Origin of the sequence: Sandarakinorhabdus sp. AAP62, assembly GCF_000331225.1 — a bacterium.
GTDB lineage: Bacteria > Pseudomonadota > Alphaproteobacteria > Sphingomonadales > Sphingomonadaceae > Sandarakinorhabdus.
Genome location: NZ_ANFY01000009.1, coordinates 51,740 through 65,803 on the forward strand (window position 1 = coordinate 51,740; position 14,064 = coordinate 65,803).

The 14,064-nt window shown below is 65.4% G+C and carries 14 protein-coding genes; 7 read left to right on the forward strand and 7 right to left on the reverse strand.

Annotation, left to right across the window (positions count from 1 at the left end; genetic code table 11):
• Positions 1–31 precede the first annotated feature (31 nt).
• From D619_RS0109820 to D619_RS0109835, 4 genes are all read left to right on the forward strand, one after another.
• Positions 32–1,606 (forward strand): carboxyl transferase domain-containing protein, encoded by a 1,575-nt coding sequence (locus D619_RS0109820; protein ID WP_026090918.1) that lies wholly within the window; start codon positions 32–34, stop codon positions 1,604–1,606.
• A gap of 96 nt (positions 1,607–1,702) precedes the next feature.
• On the forward strand, positions 1,703–2,506 hold the full coding sequence (locus D619_RS0109825) for an enoyl-CoA hydratase-related protein (RefSeq protein ID WP_206536358.1): 804 nt from the start codon (positions 1,703–1,705) through the stop codon (positions 2,504–2,506).
• Positions 2,503–2,952, forward strand: a complete 450-nt coding sequence (locus tag D619_RS17330) for a DUF4440 domain-containing protein (protein ID WP_017668416.1) — start codon at positions 2,503–2,505, stop codon at positions 2,950–2,952. The genes D619_RS0109825 and D619_RS17330 overlap by 4 nt, the downstream gene beginning before the upstream one ends.
• 5 nt (positions 2,953–2,957) lie before the next feature.
• On the forward strand, positions 2,958–4,916 hold the full coding sequence (locus D619_RS0109835; RefSeq protein WP_017668417.1) for a biotin carboxylase N-terminal domain-containing protein: 1,959 nt from the start codon (positions 2,958–2,960) through the stop codon (positions 4,914–4,916).
• Positions 4,917–4,922: 6 nt separating this feature from the next.
• On the opposite strand, the gene D619_RS0109840 is transcribed toward D619_RS0109835, so the two are convergent.
• From D619_RS0109840 to D619_RS0109850, 3 genes are all read right to left on the reverse strand, one after another.
• The gene (locus D619_RS0109840; RefSeq protein ID WP_017668418.1) at positions 4,923–5,414 is read right to left on the reverse strand and encodes a hypothetical protein; all 492 of its coding nucleotides are present in this window, start codon (positions 5,412–5,414) and stop codon (positions 4,923–4,925) included.
• A 163-nt stretch (positions 5,415–5,577) separates the two neighbouring features.
• Positions 5,578–6,051 carry a hypothetical protein gene (locus D619_RS0109845; protein WP_017668419.1) on the reverse strand — a complete coding sequence of 158 codons (474 nt, stop codon included), beginning with the start codon at positions 6,049–6,051 and terminating at the stop codon, positions 5,578–5,580.
• Positions 6,051–6,314, reverse strand: coding sequence for a helix-turn-helix transcriptional regulator (locus D619_RS0109850; protein WP_017668420.1), 264 nt, complete (start codon positions 6,312–6,314; stop codon positions 6,051–6,053). Before D619_RS0109850 ends, D619_RS0109845 begins: the two co-directional genes overlap by 1 nt.
• 118 nt (positions 6,315–6,432) lie before the next feature.
• On the opposite strand from D619_RS0109850, the gene D619_RS0109855 reads away from it, so the two are divergent.
• Genes D619_RS0109855 through D619_RS0109865 form a run of 3 tightly spaced genes read left to right on the forward strand, consistent with a single transcriptional unit; the run spans position 6,433 to position 9,806 of the window.
• Positions 6,433–7,596 (forward strand): isovaleryl-CoA dehydrogenase, encoded by a 1,164-nt coding sequence (locus D619_RS0109855; protein WP_017668421.1) that lies wholly within the window; start codon positions 6,433–6,435, stop codon positions 7,594–7,596.
• Between the two features lie 48 nt (positions 7,597–7,644).
• A complete protein-coding gene (locus D619_RS0109860; RefSeq protein ID WP_017668422.1) occupies positions 7,645–8,871 on the forward strand; it encodes a glutamate carboxypeptidase in 1,227 nt (408 codons plus the stop codon).
• A 32-nt stretch (positions 8,872–8,903) separates the two neighbouring features.
• Complete coding sequence (locus D619_RS0109865) at positions 8,904–9,806, forward strand: DMT family transporter (protein ID WP_017668423.1); 903 nt, start codon at positions 8,904–8,906, stop codon at positions 9,804–9,806.
• On the opposite strand, the gene D619_RS17335 is transcribed toward D619_RS0109865, so the two are convergent.
• From D619_RS17335 to bamA, 4 genes are read right to left on the reverse strand one after another with little or no spacing between them, the layout of a single operon-like run.
• The gene (locus D619_RS17335) at positions 9,775–10,245 is read right to left on the reverse strand and encodes a hypothetical protein (protein WP_017668424.1); all 471 of its coding nucleotides are present in this window, start codon (positions 10,243–10,245) and stop codon (positions 9,775–9,777) included. The two genes, D619_RS0109865 and D619_RS17335, sit on opposite strands and share 32 nt — an antisense overlap.
• Before the next feature lie 40 nt (positions 10,246–10,285).
• Positions 10,286–10,771 carry a 3-hydroxyacyl-ACP dehydratase FabZ gene (fabZ, locus tag D619_RS0109875; RefSeq protein WP_017668425.1) on the reverse strand — a complete coding sequence of 162 codons (486 nt, stop codon included), beginning with the start codon at positions 10,769–10,771 and terminating at the stop codon, positions 10,286–10,288.
• Positions 10,771–11,385, reverse strand: coding sequence for an OmpH family outer membrane protein (locus D619_RS16320; protein ID WP_017668426.1), 615 nt, complete (start codon positions 11,383–11,385; stop codon positions 10,771–10,773). Before D619_RS16320 ends, fabZ begins: the two co-directional genes overlap by 1 nt.
• The gene (bamA, locus tag D619_RS0109885) at positions 11,385–14,003 is read right to left on the reverse strand and encodes an outer membrane protein assembly factor BamA (RefSeq protein ID WP_017668427.1); all 2,619 of its coding nucleotides are present in this window, start codon (positions 14,001–14,003) and stop codon (positions 11,385–11,387) included. Before bamA ends, D619_RS16320 begins: the two co-directional genes overlap by 1 nt.
• Positions 14,004–14,064: the final 61 nt, after the last annotated feature.

Genomic DNA, 14,064 nt, shown 5'->3' on the forward strand with positions numbered 1-14,064 from the left:
CGCATGGCCAACATCGGCCATACCCGCAACCATGCCGCCAATTGGACAGCCCCTTCCCCCGTCCGCCCGCGCCACGGCCACGGCCATGGCCGATCTCATCGCCGATCTGCGCGAAAAGGCCGCCCGCATCGCGCTGGGTGGCCCGGCCGCCGCGCGCGAGAAACATGTGGCGCGCGGCAAGCTGCTGCCGCGCCAGCGTGTCGAGGCGCTGATCGATCCGCACAGCGCCTTTCTGGAAATCGGCCAGTTCGCTGCCCAAGATATCTATGGCGAGGATGTGCCGGCCGCCGGCCTGATCGCCGGGGTCGGCCAGGTCGAAGGCCGGCTGTGCGTGATCGTCGCCAATGATGCCACGGTGAAGGGCGGCAGCTATTACCCGCTCACCGTCAAGAAGCATCTGCGCGCCCAGGAAATCGCGGCGCAGAATGGCCTGCCTTGCGTCTATCTTGTCGATAGCGGCGGTGCCAACCTGCCCCGGCAGGACGAGGTATTCCCCGATCGCGATCACTTCGGCCGCATCTTCTTCAACCAGGCCAACATGAGCGCCAATGGCATTGCCCAGATTGCCGCCGTGCTGGGCAGCTGCACGGCGGGCGGCGCCTATGTGCCGGCGATGGCAGACGAATCCATCATCGTGAAGAACCAGGGCACCATTTTCCTGGGCGGCCCGCCGCTGGTGAAAGCCGCCACCGGCGAGGAAGTGACGGCCGAGGATCTGGGCGGCGGCGACGTCCACACCCGGCTTTCCGGCGTGGCCGATCATCTGGCGGAAAATGATGAGGATGCATTGCAGATCGCCCGCCGCATCGTTGCCACCCTGCCCGCCGCGCCCGCCGTGACGCGCGGGCCATCACGCCCGCCTTTGTTTGACGCGTCGGAACTCAACGCGCTCGCCCCCATCGACACGCGCGTGCCGGTGGACGTACGCGAGATCATTGCCCGCATGGTCGATGGTTCGGAATTGCAGGAGTTCAAGCCGCGCTATGGCGAGACGCTGGTCACCGGCTTTGCCCAGATCGAAGGCTATCCCGTCGGCATCATCGCCAACAACGGCATATTGTTCAGCGAAAGCGCCCAGAAAGGGGCGCATTTCATCGAACTGGCATGCCAGCGCCGCATTCCCCTGCTGTTCCTGCAGAATATCAGCGGCTTCATGGTTGGCCGCCGGTTCGAGAATGAAGGCATCGCCAAACACGGCGCCAAGCTGGTGACGGCGGTTGCCTGCGCGGCGGTGCCGAAGATCACGGTCGTTACCGGCGGCAGTTTCGGCGCGGGCAATTACGGCATGTGCGGCCGCGCCTATTCCCCCCGATTCCTGTGGATGTGGCCCAACGCCCGCATTTCGGTGATGGGCAGCGAACAGGCCGCCAGCGTGCTCGCCACGGTGAAAGGCGGCGGCTTCCGGAATGCCGCCGAAGAGGAGGCGTTCAAGGCCCCGATCCGCGCCCAATATGAAGCCCAGGGCCACCCCTATTACGCCAGCGCCCGCCTGTGGGACGACGGCATCATCGCGCCGGAAGACACGCGCGCTGTCGTGGCGCTCAGCCTCGCCGCCGCCCTGCAGCAGCCGGTGCCGGAAACCCGGTTCGGCACCTTCCGGATGTGAGCCACATGCGCCTGCCTCTCGCCGTCATGCTGGCGCAGGCCAGCATCCACCCCACCACAAGCACCCGCTGCGCGATGGATGCTGGCCTGCGCCAGCATGACATTTGGGGAGGGCATGCCGATGCTGGATGAAACCATCGACGACTGGGGCACGGCGCGGCTCACGCTCAATCGCCCCGAACGCCACAACGCCTTCAACGCCGAACTGATCGCAGCGCTGGAGGAAGCCTTCACCCGGCTCGGCCAGTCCGGCGACGTGCGCGCCATCGTGCTGGCCGGCAATGGCAAGAGCTTTTCCGCAGGCGCCGATCTCGACTGGATGCGCGCCGCCGCCGGCTGGACCGAGGCCGAGAACCAGGCCGACGCCATGAGTCTGTCCAACATGCTGGCCGCTATCAATGATTGCCCGAAACCGGTGATCGTGGTGGCGCACGGCCATGTGACAGGCGGCGGCGTGGGGCTGGTCGCCTGTGCCGATATGGCCGTCGCCATCGAGGGTGCGCAGTTCCGCCTGTCGGAAGTGCGGCTGGGCCTGACGCCGGCCACCATCTCGCCGTTCGTGCTGGCCAGGATCGGCGCGGCGGCGCGGCGCTGGTTCCTCACCGCCGAGGCGTTCACGGCAGAGGATGCCGCCGCCATGGGACTGGTGAACGAAACCGCCATTGATGAAGATGCTGCCGAAGCCATGGTCGCCCACTGGCTGGCCCATATCGGCCAGGCCGCCCCCGGCGCGGTGGCTGATGCGAAACGTCTGGCGCTGGATTTCGCCGCTGCCGAAATCACCGAGGAGCTGCGCGAGGAAAGCGCGCGCCGCATCGCCGCCCGCCGGGTGAGTGAAGAAGGCCGCGAAGGCATATCCGCCTTCCTGAGCAAGGGGAAACCATCATGGGTCACGGAATGAAGCCGCTGTTTGCCGCTGCGCTGCTGGTGGCGGCTCCCGCTGCCGCTGCACCGAAGGACGAGGTGCTCGCGGCCACCAACGCCTTCATGGCGGCGCTCAACAGGGGCGATGCCAATGGTGCCGAGGCGATGACGCATCCGACCTTGACCATCCAGGTGCTGCGCTTCCCGCCTGAAGGCGGCAGCAAGTACAGCGTGATGACGCGGCAGCAATTGTTCGACAATTTCCGCAATGCCCCGCCACGCAAGTTTGATGAGCGCATCGTGCGGTCCAGGGTGCTGGTCACCCGCGATCATGCCCATGTCTGGGCGCCCTACACGCTCGATATCGACGGCAAGCGCATCCATTGCGGCATCGACAGCTTTGGCTGGAGCAAACTCGACGGCAAGTGGGTGCTGACCACCTTCGGCTGGACCGCCGATCCCAAGGGCTGCCCGCCAAAGTGAAACCCATGCAGAAAATCCTGATCGCCAATCGCGGGGAAATCGCCCGCCGCATCATCCGCACCGCGCACCGGATGGGCATTGCCACGGTCGCCGTGCATTCGGCCGCCGACGCCGCTGCGCCGTTCGTCCGTGAAGCCGGCCAATCGGTGCCGCTGGCCGGTGACCGGCCCTATCTGGATGTGGACGCCATCATTGCGGCGGCCAAACGCACCGGCGCCGATGCTGTTCACCCCGGTTACGGCTTCCTCAGTGAGAATGCCGATTTCGCCAAGGCCTTGAAAAAGGCCGGGATAATCTTCATCGGCCCGCCCGAAAGCGCCATGCGGGTGATGGCCCTGAAAGACACTGCCAAGGCCGCCATGAAAAAGGCCGGCGTGCCGATCACGCCGGGCTATCAGGGCAATGATCAATCGCTGGTGCGCCTGCAAAAGGCGGCCGAGGGCGTTGGCTATCCGCTGCTCATCAAGGCGGTGGCCGGCGGCGGCGGCAAGGGCATGCGCGCCGTGCACAACCCCGCCGAATTCCAGGAAGCCCTGATGGCCGCCCAGCGCGAAGGCGAAACCGCGTTCGGCAACCCGGCGGTGATGCTGGAAAAGCTGATCCAGCGCCCGCGCCATGTCGAAGTGCAATTGTTTGCCGACAATCACGGCAATGCCGTCCATCTGTTCGAACGCGATTGTTCGCTGCAGCGCCGCCACCAGAAGGTGATCGAGGAAGCCCCTGCCCCCGGGCTTTCCGAGCGCCTGCGCCACACGCTTGGCGTTGCCGCCGTTACCGCCGCCCATGCCATTGGCTACAGCGGCGCCGGCACGGTGGAGTTCATCCTCGATCTCGACACGGTGGACGAGGCCGGCGATCCTGCCTTCTACTTCATGGAAATGAACACCCGCCTGCAGGTGGAGCATCCGGTGACCGAATGCATCACCGGCGAGGATCTTGTTGAATGGCAGATCCGCGTCGCGCGCAGCGAGACATTGCCCAAGCGGCAGGAGGAACTGTCGGTCACCGGCTGGGCGATGGAAGCCCGGCTTTATGCCGAAGATCCGGACAGCGGCTTCCTGCCGGCCACCGGCACGATCAGCAATCTGGAATTCGGCACAGGCCCCGGGGTGCGCATCGATACCGGCGTCGAAAACGGCAGCCGCATCGGGCTGGACTATGATCCGATGATCGCCAAGGTCATCGCTCACGGCGCGACCCGGGCTGAAGCCATCGACCGGCTGGTCGGCGCGCTCGATGCCACGGTGGTGAGTGGCCTCAAATGCAACCGCGCCTTCCTGGCCCGATTGGCCGACACCAAGGCCTTCCGCGCCGGTGAGGTCGATACCGGCTTCATCGCCCGCCATGCCGCCGAACTGGCCGCCCCCGGCCTGTGCCCGGCCCCCGTGCTGCTCGCCGCCGCGCTGGGATTGGGCCTGCCGCAGGACAGCGCCACCGCCAGCCTGTATGGCGCACTGAATTTCCGCATCAATCTGGCCGCCGAAACCCATGTCCGCCTGTGGTGGGATGAAAACCGGCACGCCATCAGCCTGCGCCATGTGGGCGGCCAGCGCTGGCGCGTCGGTGGCCTCGCCGGGGTTGGCGAAATATCTGCCATGCGGGTTGGTGCGCACGGCCTGGCGATCGACCTCGCCGGCCAGATGATGACCGCCACCGTGGTGCCCGGCACCGGCACGGTGGATGTGCGCCTCGCCGGCCAGAGCTGGCTGATCGGCACCCGCCCGCCGCGCGTGAAGGATGCTGGCGGCGGCCACGCCCACATGATCGCGCCGATGCCCGGTCGCGTGCTGGCGGTCGACGTGACGCCGGGCCAGGCCGTGGCCGAAGGCGACCGCCTGCTGGTGCTGGAAGCCATGAAGATGGAGCACCGCCTGCTCGCCCGCGTCGCCGGCACTGTGCAGGCCGTTCACATCAGCGTGGGCGATCAGGTCGCCGATGGCATGATGCTGGTGGAAATCGGCTGAGCGCCATCAACCGCTCTGCACCCATCCCACCCAGGCATCATTCACTGTCCACGGCTGGCCATCAAGGGCAACCACCACCAGGCGGGACCGCAGGCCATTGGAAGCCAGCGAGCCATCGGAGGCCGTGGCAAGCCGGACATAGCGGCCGAGCGTGCTGTCGAAGGTGGCCATTTCACTGTCTTCAACCGGGCCGCCATCCCAGCGATAGCGCGCGTTGACCCGGAACTGCCGGCCGCCGGCTTCACCCGCCATGGCGATGAACGGATGCCAGCCCGGGCTGTCATCCAGATCGATCTGCAACTGCCCATCGGCGGCGAGCGTGATGACACCCAAAGGCGCGCTGCCGGTGACCAGCGCTTGCCATTGCAGCACCGATCGGGCGTCGATCGACCAATCGGGATAAGTGCCCGGCTGTGCTGCCGGCGACCGGGCTGATGCGGTGGCCAATTGTGCTGCGCGGCCCGTTTGGGCCACAAATCGCCTCAGCGCTTCGCTCATCGACACTCTCCCCGCCACCATGCTGCAGCATTCTAGCACAGCAGACGCAGCAAGGGAGCCGTGGCTACAACCTGTTGTGGCCCGGGCCGACGGGGCTCGTTGTCGGCCCGGGCCCTTCCGGCCGGGAAGTCTGTTCAATCGGGCGCGCACCGTGGCAATTGCGTCATCCCGCGTCCTCCGCATCGTCAACCACGCGTTCCCCCCACGCCAGGATGATGCCCGGCAGCGCCATCGAGGTGATGGCGAAACCCGACAGCAGATCAAGCGCCTGTTCCCGGCCTGGCATCCAGCCATCGATGAACTTGGCCAGGATCGACCACAGGAAAAAGCCGAACAGCGCCATGATCATGATCTGGTGGGTGGCAACATAGGATTTGTCGCGCAGTGCCCGTTCCCGCTCATCCAGCATGGCGTCGCTGGCCTGGGTCAGCTGCCCGCGGCCTTCGATGAACAGCGCCACCGCACTGAACAGGCCGATCAGGCGCAGCCCCAGGAAACCCATCGGCGTCGTGCCATCCGGCGCCGCGAACACGGCGCCGCCCAGATAGCCGATGCCAATCCCGCCCAATACCAGCAGTGACAGGAAGCGCGCGGTGCGCAGCGACAGGCGCAGCGGCGGGTTGAGGGCTTGCTTCATCAGGCGGCTCCCTTGGTGACGATCAATTGCTGTGCCAACGGCGTGAATGGCTCGAGACTGAACAATGTTTCCACCGGCACGCCGAACACACGGGCCAGCTTCAGCCCCAGTTCCAGGCTGGGGCCATAGTGGCCGCGCTCCAGAAAGCCGATGGTCTGCGGGTTGACGCCGACCTGTTCGGCCAGATCCTTGCGTGACAAGCCGGCTTCAGCGCGAAACAGCGCGAGGCGGTTGTGCAGGACCGGAGTTCCATTGTTCGTCATCACGAATCATTGTGTATACACAACGAATACTGATGTCAACACAGCGCGACTTTGCCCCCTTCCCGCTCCCCTTGCCAACGCCTAGAACGGGCACAACGGACCAAAGGAACCCCTCACGATGCTGAGCCAATTGAACTTTGCCCATGGCGAGACCATCGACATGCTGCGCGATACGGTGCGCGCCTTTGCCGCCGCCGAAATCGCCCCGCGCGCGGCCGAGATCGATGCCACCAACACATTCCCGCGCGATCTGTGGCCCAAGATGGGCGAGCTTGGCCTGCACGGCATCACCGTGCCGGAAGCCGATGGCGGCATTGGTCTGGGCTATCTCGCGCATGTCGTGGTGGTGGAGGAACTCTCCCGCGCTTCCGCCAGTGTTGGCCTGTCCTACGGCGCCCATACAAATTTGTGCATCAACCAGATCGCGCGTTGGGGCAGCGCCGAGCAGAAGGCACGCTATCTGCCGGATCTGATCAGCGGGCAGCATGTCGGCAGCCTCGCCATGTCGGAACCGGGCGCTGGCAGCGACGTGATCGGCATGAAGCTGCGCGCCGAAATCCAGGGCAATGGCGATTATGTGCTCAACGGCAACAAGATGTGGATCACCAATGGTCCGCACGCCGAAACCCTGGTCGTCTATGCCAAGACCGATCCCGCCGCCGGCCCGCGCGGCGTCACCGCCTTCCTGATCGAAAAGTCCATGGCGGGTTTTTCCACCGCACAGAAGCTGGACAAGCTGGGCATGCGCGGCAGCGACACCTGCGAACTGGTGTTCGAAAATTGCACCGTGCCGGCCGAGAATGTGCTGGGCGGGGTGGGCAATGGCGCCCGCGTGCTGATGAGCGGCCTGGATTATGAACGCGTGGTGCTCAGCGGCGGGCCACTCGGCATCATGCAGGCCTGCATGGATGTCGTCGTGCCCTATGTTCACGAACGCCAGCAGTTCGGCCAGCCCATTGGCCAGTTCCAGCTGATGCAGGGCAAGTTGGCCGACATGTATGTCGCCCTCTCCACCGCCCAGGCCTACACTTATGCCGTGGCCCAGGCCTGCGACCGCGGCGAAACCACCCGCAAGGACAGCGCCGGCTGCATCCTCTATTCCGCCGAAAAGGCGACGTGGATGGCGCTGGAAGCCATCCAGTGCCTGGGCGGCAACGGCTATATCAACGACTATCCCACCGGGCGCTTGTTGCGCGATGCCAAGCTGTATGAAATTGGCGCCGGCACATCGGAAATCCGCCGCTATCTGATCGGACGGGAATTGTTCGAAGAGACCAAGTAGGCGTGACAAAGCTTTTCTCTCCGTTATGCTGCGGGCGGGGAGAAAAAGATGAAGACACTGATCGCTGCGGCGGCCGTGTTGCTGGCCACCAGTGCACTGGCCGCGCCGAAGCCCGATAATGCGCTGCTGAAGGCCGCCACGGCCGAGGCGCCGGCCGTCACGGGCACGCTGAAATCGCTGGTGGAGGTCGAAACCGGCAGCGGCGATGCCGAAGGGCTGGAGACGCTGGGCCGCTATCTGGAAGCCCGCTTCACCCAGAGCGGCGGCAGCGTCAGCCGGGTGAAGCCCCTGCCCGGCACGGTGGGAGACATCATCGTCGCGCGCTGGAAAGGCACCGGCAAGGGCAAGCTGCTGCTGATCGCCCATATGGATACGGTGTATCAGCGCGGTGCGCTGGCCAAGGCGCCGTTCAAGGTGGTGGAAGGCGATACTGGCCCGCTCGCCTATGGCCCCGGCATCGCCGACGACAAGGCCGGCATTGCGGTTATCCTGCACACGCTGCCGCTGCTGAATGCCCGCGACTATGCCGAGCTGACCGTGCTGATCAACACGGACGAGGAGCGCGGCTCCGTTGGGTCCGGCCCGATCATCACCGAAATGGCCAAGGGCATGTCGGCCGTGCTCAGCTTTGAACCAACGGTGCATCCCGAAGCGATGGTGAACGGCACATCGGGCACCAACACGGTGATCGTCACCATTGCCGGCAAATCCGCCCACGCCGGCGCCGCGCCCGAAACCGGCATCAATGCGATGGTGGAAGCCGCGCACGTGATCGCGGTGACCAAGGATCTTGATCGCGGCCCGGGCAAGCGCCGCTTCAACTGGACGGTGGTGAACCAGGATCGCGGGGTTCGCAACATCATCCCCAACAATGTGACGCTGATTGGCGATCTGCGCACGTCAACGCTGGCCGATGTCGATCAGTTCCGGTCCGAACTGAACGAACGCCTGAAGACACCGGCGCTGGCCGGCGCCCAGGTGGTGGCCGAAGTGCGGGTGAACCGGCCGCCGTTCGACGTCAGCCCGGCCAGCAGCGCGCTGATCGAGGAGGCCCAGGCCATCTATGGCACGCTTGGCCGCCGGCTGCCGCTGATGCCGCGCACGGGTGGCGGCACCGATGCCGGCTATGCGGCGCTGGCCGGTGTGCCGGTACTGGAGTTCCTTGGCCTGCCCGGCGCCGGCTATCACACCACCGACGCCGAATATGTGCATCTGGAAAGCGTGCCGAGCCGACTTTATCTCGCCGCCAGCCTGATCCGCCGGCTGGGCCGGTAGACGTTTGGAGCGCGCCCGGCTAAGGCCGGCGCATGTCCAGCGGCCACCCCAACCGCCTTTCGGCGATCCTGCTGGTGCTGGCCGGCATCGGGGCGCTGTGCGTGCTGGATGCCTTCGCCAAATATCTGGCGCTGCGCCACGGCGCCGGCGTCGCCACCCTTGGCCGCTATGTGGCCGGCACCATCATCGGCCTGATGGTGTGGCAGTGGCAAGGCCGACCGTGGGTGGCGCCGGGCGGGCTGAAGCCCAATCTGGTGCGCGGCACGCTGATCGCGGCAATGGCGCTGGCGTTTTTCTGGTCGATTGCCAAACTGCCGATGGCACTGGTGCTCACCCTCACCTTTGTCGGGCCGCTGGCCGTGCCGTTCATGGCAGCGCTTTATCTGAAGGAGCCTGTGCAGCCGCGCTACATCGCGGCCGGCGCACTGGGCTTTGTGGGGGTGCTGGTCACCGTGGGCGGCATGCCCAGCCTGTCGGGCGACGATCTGCTGGCGGCCGGTGCGGCGGTGTTTGCCGCCATCCTGTATGGGGCGGCGGCGGTGATCCTGCGCTCCCGCGCGGCGGCCGATGGGGCGACGGTGATCACGCTGATCGCTGCTGTCGTGCCGATGCTGTGGCTGTCTCCCGTGATCTTCATCACACCGACCGTGCCGCCGCTGGTCGATATCGGCCTGATGATGGCCATGGGCCTGGCTGGCAATATCGGCGTGCAGCTGATGGCGCGCGGCTATGTGCATTTGCAGGCACAGGTTTCGGCGGTGCTAGAATATAGCGCCCTACCCTGGGCTGCCCTGTTTGGCTGGCTGCTGTTCGATGAAGCAGTGGCCTTCACCACCGTGCTGGGCGCGGCGATCATCGCTGGTGCCTGCCTGTGGGCATCACGAGCCCCGGCAGCAGCGCCAGTCAGCGCGCCGCCGCCAGCGCCAGTTCCTTGAGGCAGACCGCCTTGGCCCGGCCAATGGCGGCCACATCCGGCAGCAGTTCCACCGCTTCGCGTGCATCGGCCAGATAGGCGGCACGCGCGGCCGGCGGATGGCTGCCGTCCGGCGCACCACAAATGGCCTGCACACCCAGCACCGGTGAGCGCCGCAGATCAGTGACTGCCAGCACTTCCGACGGCGCCCGCGGCAAGGCTGCCGCCAGCGCGGCGCTCAATTGTCCAGCCTGGGCCGGTTCGGCCCCGCGCGCGATTTCGGGCGCCATCGCGATCCAGTCGGCCGCGCCATTGCGGATCGCGCCCATCACCCGGCCCCAATCGCCGCCCGCCACCAGATGAGCGACGGCTGGCTTGGGGCCATTGCGATCGACATCGGCCGCGAATTGGCTGGCAGACAATATGCCGGCCAGCAGCAACAGGGAGGAAAATCCGCTCATGCGATGAATATGGGGATGATGCCGTCTCGGCGCAATGGCCTCAGGCGGCGGCAGGCGGATCGGCGATCATCGCCGTGAAACTGCATTCGGCGACCAGTTTTCCATCCACTTCGGCGCGGCCGGTGAACTTGGCAACGCGGCCGCGATCCTGCACCACCTGCACCTTCAGATGCAGCAGGCAGCCCGGCTCCACGGGATTGCGGAACTTGGCGTTCTCGATCGCCATGAAGAAGACCAGCTTGTCCCCGCCGGTCGGGTCCTTGGCCCGCGCACCGTGAATGGCGAGCACGCCGGCCGTCTGCGCCAGGGCTTCGACGATCAGCACGCCCGGCATGATCGGCTTGGCCGGGAAATGCCCGGCAAAGAACGGCTCGTTGATGGTCACCGCCTTGATGCCAGTCGCCGATTGACCGGGGATCATGTCGATCACCCGGTCAACCAGCAGCATCGGAAACCGATGCGGCAGCAGGGCCATCACGGCCAGCACGTCCGCCGTGCTGGCCACTTGTGGCACGGCGTCGCTCATCAGCGGCGCGGCGGTGCAGCCGGAGCGGCCGGAGCCGGGGCCGCCGGCGCAGCACCCGCAGGCGGGGCCGGCGGGGTGATCGACACCTTGGGCAGCGCCTTGTCGAGACGGGCCACCACATCAGCGGTGACGTCGATGGCGGCGGCGTGCTGGATCGTCACCTGCTCGTCAACGGCGATGTTGGCGCCCTTTTCGCGCATGATCTGGCTGATGATCGGCTGGGCGCCATCATTGATCTGCTTCACGACCCACTGTTCGGCCTGCTGGATTTCCTGCTGGCGGCGCTGCAGTTCCTGATCCGCCTGCACGCGGCGGTTTTCGAAATCGCGCGCCTTGGTCTGCCAGGCCTGGATGGCGGCCGGCAGCGCGCCCTGCTGGGGCTGGGTATCGCGCAGCGTCTTTTCCTCGGCAGAAAGGCTGGTGCGCAGCTGGTTCAGGCGGGCGTTCAACGCATCGGCCTTCGGCTTCAGCTCGGCCTGCGCGGCCTTGGCGGCAGCCGAGGTGGCGATCATTTCCTGGCGGTCAACCGTCACGATCACGGCGGCCGGCAGCTGCTGCGCGAGCACCGGAGTGGCAACGCCGGCAAGCGCCAGCGCGATCAGAATCTTCTTCATCAGAATGCAGTCCCTACGTTGAATTGGAAAAGTTGCGGATCATCGCCCGGTTGAGTCACCAGGGCCTTGGCAAGGTCGAACCGGAACGGCCCGAACGGCGAATTCCAGTTGACCCCGATACCCACCGAAACGCGCGGTTTCGGTGTATTCCCGAGGAATTCCTCGACAAAGCCCGACGAGAAGCCATCGTTGGGCAAGCAGGGCGCCACCTGGCCAGGCACGCGCGGCGCCGGGCCGGACGGACCATCCTGGCAGGTGAGCGTGGGCGATTTCAGACTCCACAGCGCCCCGACATCGGCAAAGATCGATGGGCGAATGCCCAGTTCGCTGCCCGCCGAACCCAGCGGAATGCGGATTTCCGCACGCGCCTGGTAATAGGCGCGACCACCCAGCGCATCATCCAGCGCCTGGCGGCGATCCTGCACGATCGTGCCATCCAGATTGAGCGGACGACGCAGCACGCGCGGACCGACACCGCGGATGTTGAAGCCACGGAACTGCGGCTGCCCGAGGAAGAAGCGGTTGGTCAGGATCACGTCCTGCCCGCCATAGCCCGTCACATAACCGCCTTCCGCGCCCAGGTTCAGCACGAAGCCAGTGCCGAACAGCGGGGTGAACCAATCATAGTTGGCACGGGTGGTGATGAACTTGATGCCAATGGGCAGGCCGGCGATATCCTGGTTGAAGCTGAAGCGCTGACCGGCCGACGGCAGGCGCACGTTGTTCAGGCTGTTGTACAGCAGCGAATAGCCGATGGTGGAAACGGTGCGATTGCCCAGCTGTTCGCACAGGAAGCGACCGGCGCGCAGCGGATCGCAGACGCCGTTGGTGAAGAAGATCGATTCATCCAGACCAATCTCTTCGCGGCTCAGGCCATAGCGCAGCGAGGCGGCCCAGAATTCGGTGATCGAGAAGCCGGTGCGCACCTGGAAGCCGGTCGAAACCTGCGTGTAGGTGGTGTCGCGGGTGTTGTTGCCGGTGAAGCGGAACGACCGGAAATCACGGCGGAACACGTCAAAGCCCAGCGCCAGGTTGCGGCCACCCAGATAAGGCTCGGTAAAGCCGGCTTCGATCGAGCGGGCAAAGCTGGAGATATTGCCCGACAGGCGGATTTCCTGGCCACGGCCGCGGAAGTTGCGCTGGCGCACGCTGGCCGAGAAGATGAAGCGTTCGATCGACGAGAAGCCGGCTGACAATTGCAGTTCGCCGGTGGGGCGTTCCTGCACATTGGCTTCCAGCACGATGCGATCGGGCGTCGTGCCGGGCTTCTGCTCGATGTCCAGCTTGTCCTGGAAGAAGCCGAGGCCAAGCAGACGATCCTTGGAACGCTTGACCTTGATCGAGTTGAAGGCATCGCCTTCCGCCAGGCGGAATTCGCGGCGGATGACATTGTCATAGGTGATGGTGTTGCCGTTGATGGCGACCTTTTCCACATAGACGCGCGGCACCTCCCCGATCTGGAAGGTGACGTTCATCTTCAGGTCTTCCTTGTTGCGCTCGAACTGCGGGCGCACGTCGGCAAAGGCATAACCCAGGAGGCCGGCCGTTTCCGACAGGCTTTCGACCGTGTTCTCGATCAACTGGGCGTTGTACCAATCGCCTTCCTTGATGCGGATGATCGGGCGGAATTCCTTGGGCTTGATATCGCGCAGCTGGCTTTCCAGATCGACCTTGCCGAACTTGTAGCGCTCGCCCTCTTCCACGACATAGGTAACGATGAAATCCTTCTTGTCGGGCGTCAGTTCGGCCACCACCGAGGCAACGCGGAAATCCGCATAGCCTTCGGTCAGATAATATTGGCGCAGCTTCTGCTGGTCATAGGCCAGGCGATCGGGATCATAGGTATCGTTGGACGTGAAGAAGCGCCACGGCCGCGACTGTTTCGATGCCATCTGCTTGCGGATCTCGCCTTCCTTGAACTTGCTGTTCCCGAGGATATTGATCTGGCGGATCTTGGATTTGGGGCCTTCGCTGATCTCGAAGATCACGTCGACACGGTTCTGTTCGAGCTGGACGATCTTGGGCTCGACACTGGCCGCGAACCGTCCGCCGCGACGATAGAGTTCCAATATGCGGCCGAGATCGGCGCGGGTCTTGGAACGGGTGAAGATCTGGCGCGGGGCAAGGCGGATTTCCTCGCGGATCTTCTCTTCCTTCACGCGCTTGGCGCCTTCGATGATGATCCGGTTGATCACCGGATTTTCCTTCACCTCGACAATCAGCGCGCCATTGTCGTCGCGGATGGTGGCATCGGAAAACAGTTCGGAGGCATAGAGCGCCTTCAGCGCCGTATCGAGCGCATCGCGGTCATAACGATCACCGATGGCGAGGTTGAGGTAGGAGCGGACGGTTTCCGGCTCCAGGCGCTCGGTGCCGCGCACCACGACACTGCGCACGATGCCGGCATTGGCGGCGGTGGCCGGCAGCGCCGTCTGGTTGCGGGATTCAGCGGCACGCGCTTCTGCTTCGGCCGACGGGCGCGCCGGTTCCGGAGCCGGCGGACGCGGGCGTTGCTGGGCCACCGCGGGCGCGGCCAGCGCGGTCGAGAGCAGCAGCGCCGCCAGCGGGCGCCGCCACCCGGCCACACCATGTTCGTCGCGAACAAATTTGGCTTCCATCAACCCCACCAATCGACCACCACTCAGCCCTGCGGCTCGCCGGTTGCTCCCGCGATGCCCA

Bases quoted from the DNA above. Each gene is read 5' to 3' on its own strand.
- D619_RS0109820 (WP_026090918.1), top strand. From the start codon at position 32: ATGCCGCCAATTGGACAGCCCCTTCCCCCGTCCGCCCGCGCCACGGCC.
- D619_RS0109825 (WP_206536358.1), top strand. From the start codon at position 1,703: ATGACATTTGGGGAGGGCATGCCGATGCTGGATGAAACCATCGACGAC.
- D619_RS17330 (WP_017668416.1), top strand. From the start codon at position 2,503: ATGAAGCCGCTGTTTGCCGCTGCGCTGCTGGTGGCGGCTCCCGCTGCC.
- D619_RS0109835 (WP_017668417.1), top strand. From the start codon at position 2,958: ATGCAGAAAATCCTGATCGCCAATCGCGGGGAAATCGCCCGCCGCATC.
- D619_RS0109840 (WP_017668418.1), bottom strand. From the start codon at position 5,414: ATGAGCGAAGCGCTGAGGCGATTTGTGGCCCAAACGGGCCGCGCAGCA.
- D619_RS0109845 (WP_017668419.1), bottom strand. From the start codon at position 6,051: ATGAAGCAAGCCCTCAACCCGCCGCTGCGCCTGTCGCTGCGCACCGCG.
- D619_RS0109850 (WP_017668420.1), bottom strand. From the start codon at position 6,314: ATGACGAACAATGGAACTCCGGTCCTGCACAACCGCCTCGCGCTGTTT.
- D619_RS0109855 (WP_017668421.1), top strand. From the start codon at position 6,433: ATGCTGAGCCAATTGAACTTTGCCCATGGCGAGACCATCGACATGCTG.
- D619_RS0109860 (WP_017668422.1), top strand. From the start codon at position 7,645: ATGAAGACACTGATCGCTGCGGCGGCCGTGTTGCTGGCCACCAGTGCA.
- D619_RS0109865 (WP_017668423.1), top strand. From the start codon at position 8,904: ATGTCCAGCGGCCACCCCAACCGCCTTTCGGCGATCCTGCTGGTGCTG.
- D619_RS17335 (WP_017668424.1), bottom strand. From the start codon at position 10,245: ATGAGCGGATTTTCCTCCCTGTTGCTGCTGGCCGGCATATTGTCTGCC.
- fabZ (WP_017668425.1), bottom strand. From the start codon at position 10,771: ATGAGCGACGCCGTGCCACAAGTGGCCAGCACGGCGGACGTGCTGGCC.
- D619_RS16320 (WP_017668426.1), bottom strand. From the start codon at position 11,385: ATGAAGAAGATTCTGATCGCGCTGGCGCTTGCCGGCGTTGCCACTCCG.
- bamA (WP_017668427.1), bottom strand. From the start codon at position 14,003: ATGGAAGCCAAATTTGTTCGCGACGAACATGGTGTGGCCGGGTGGCGG.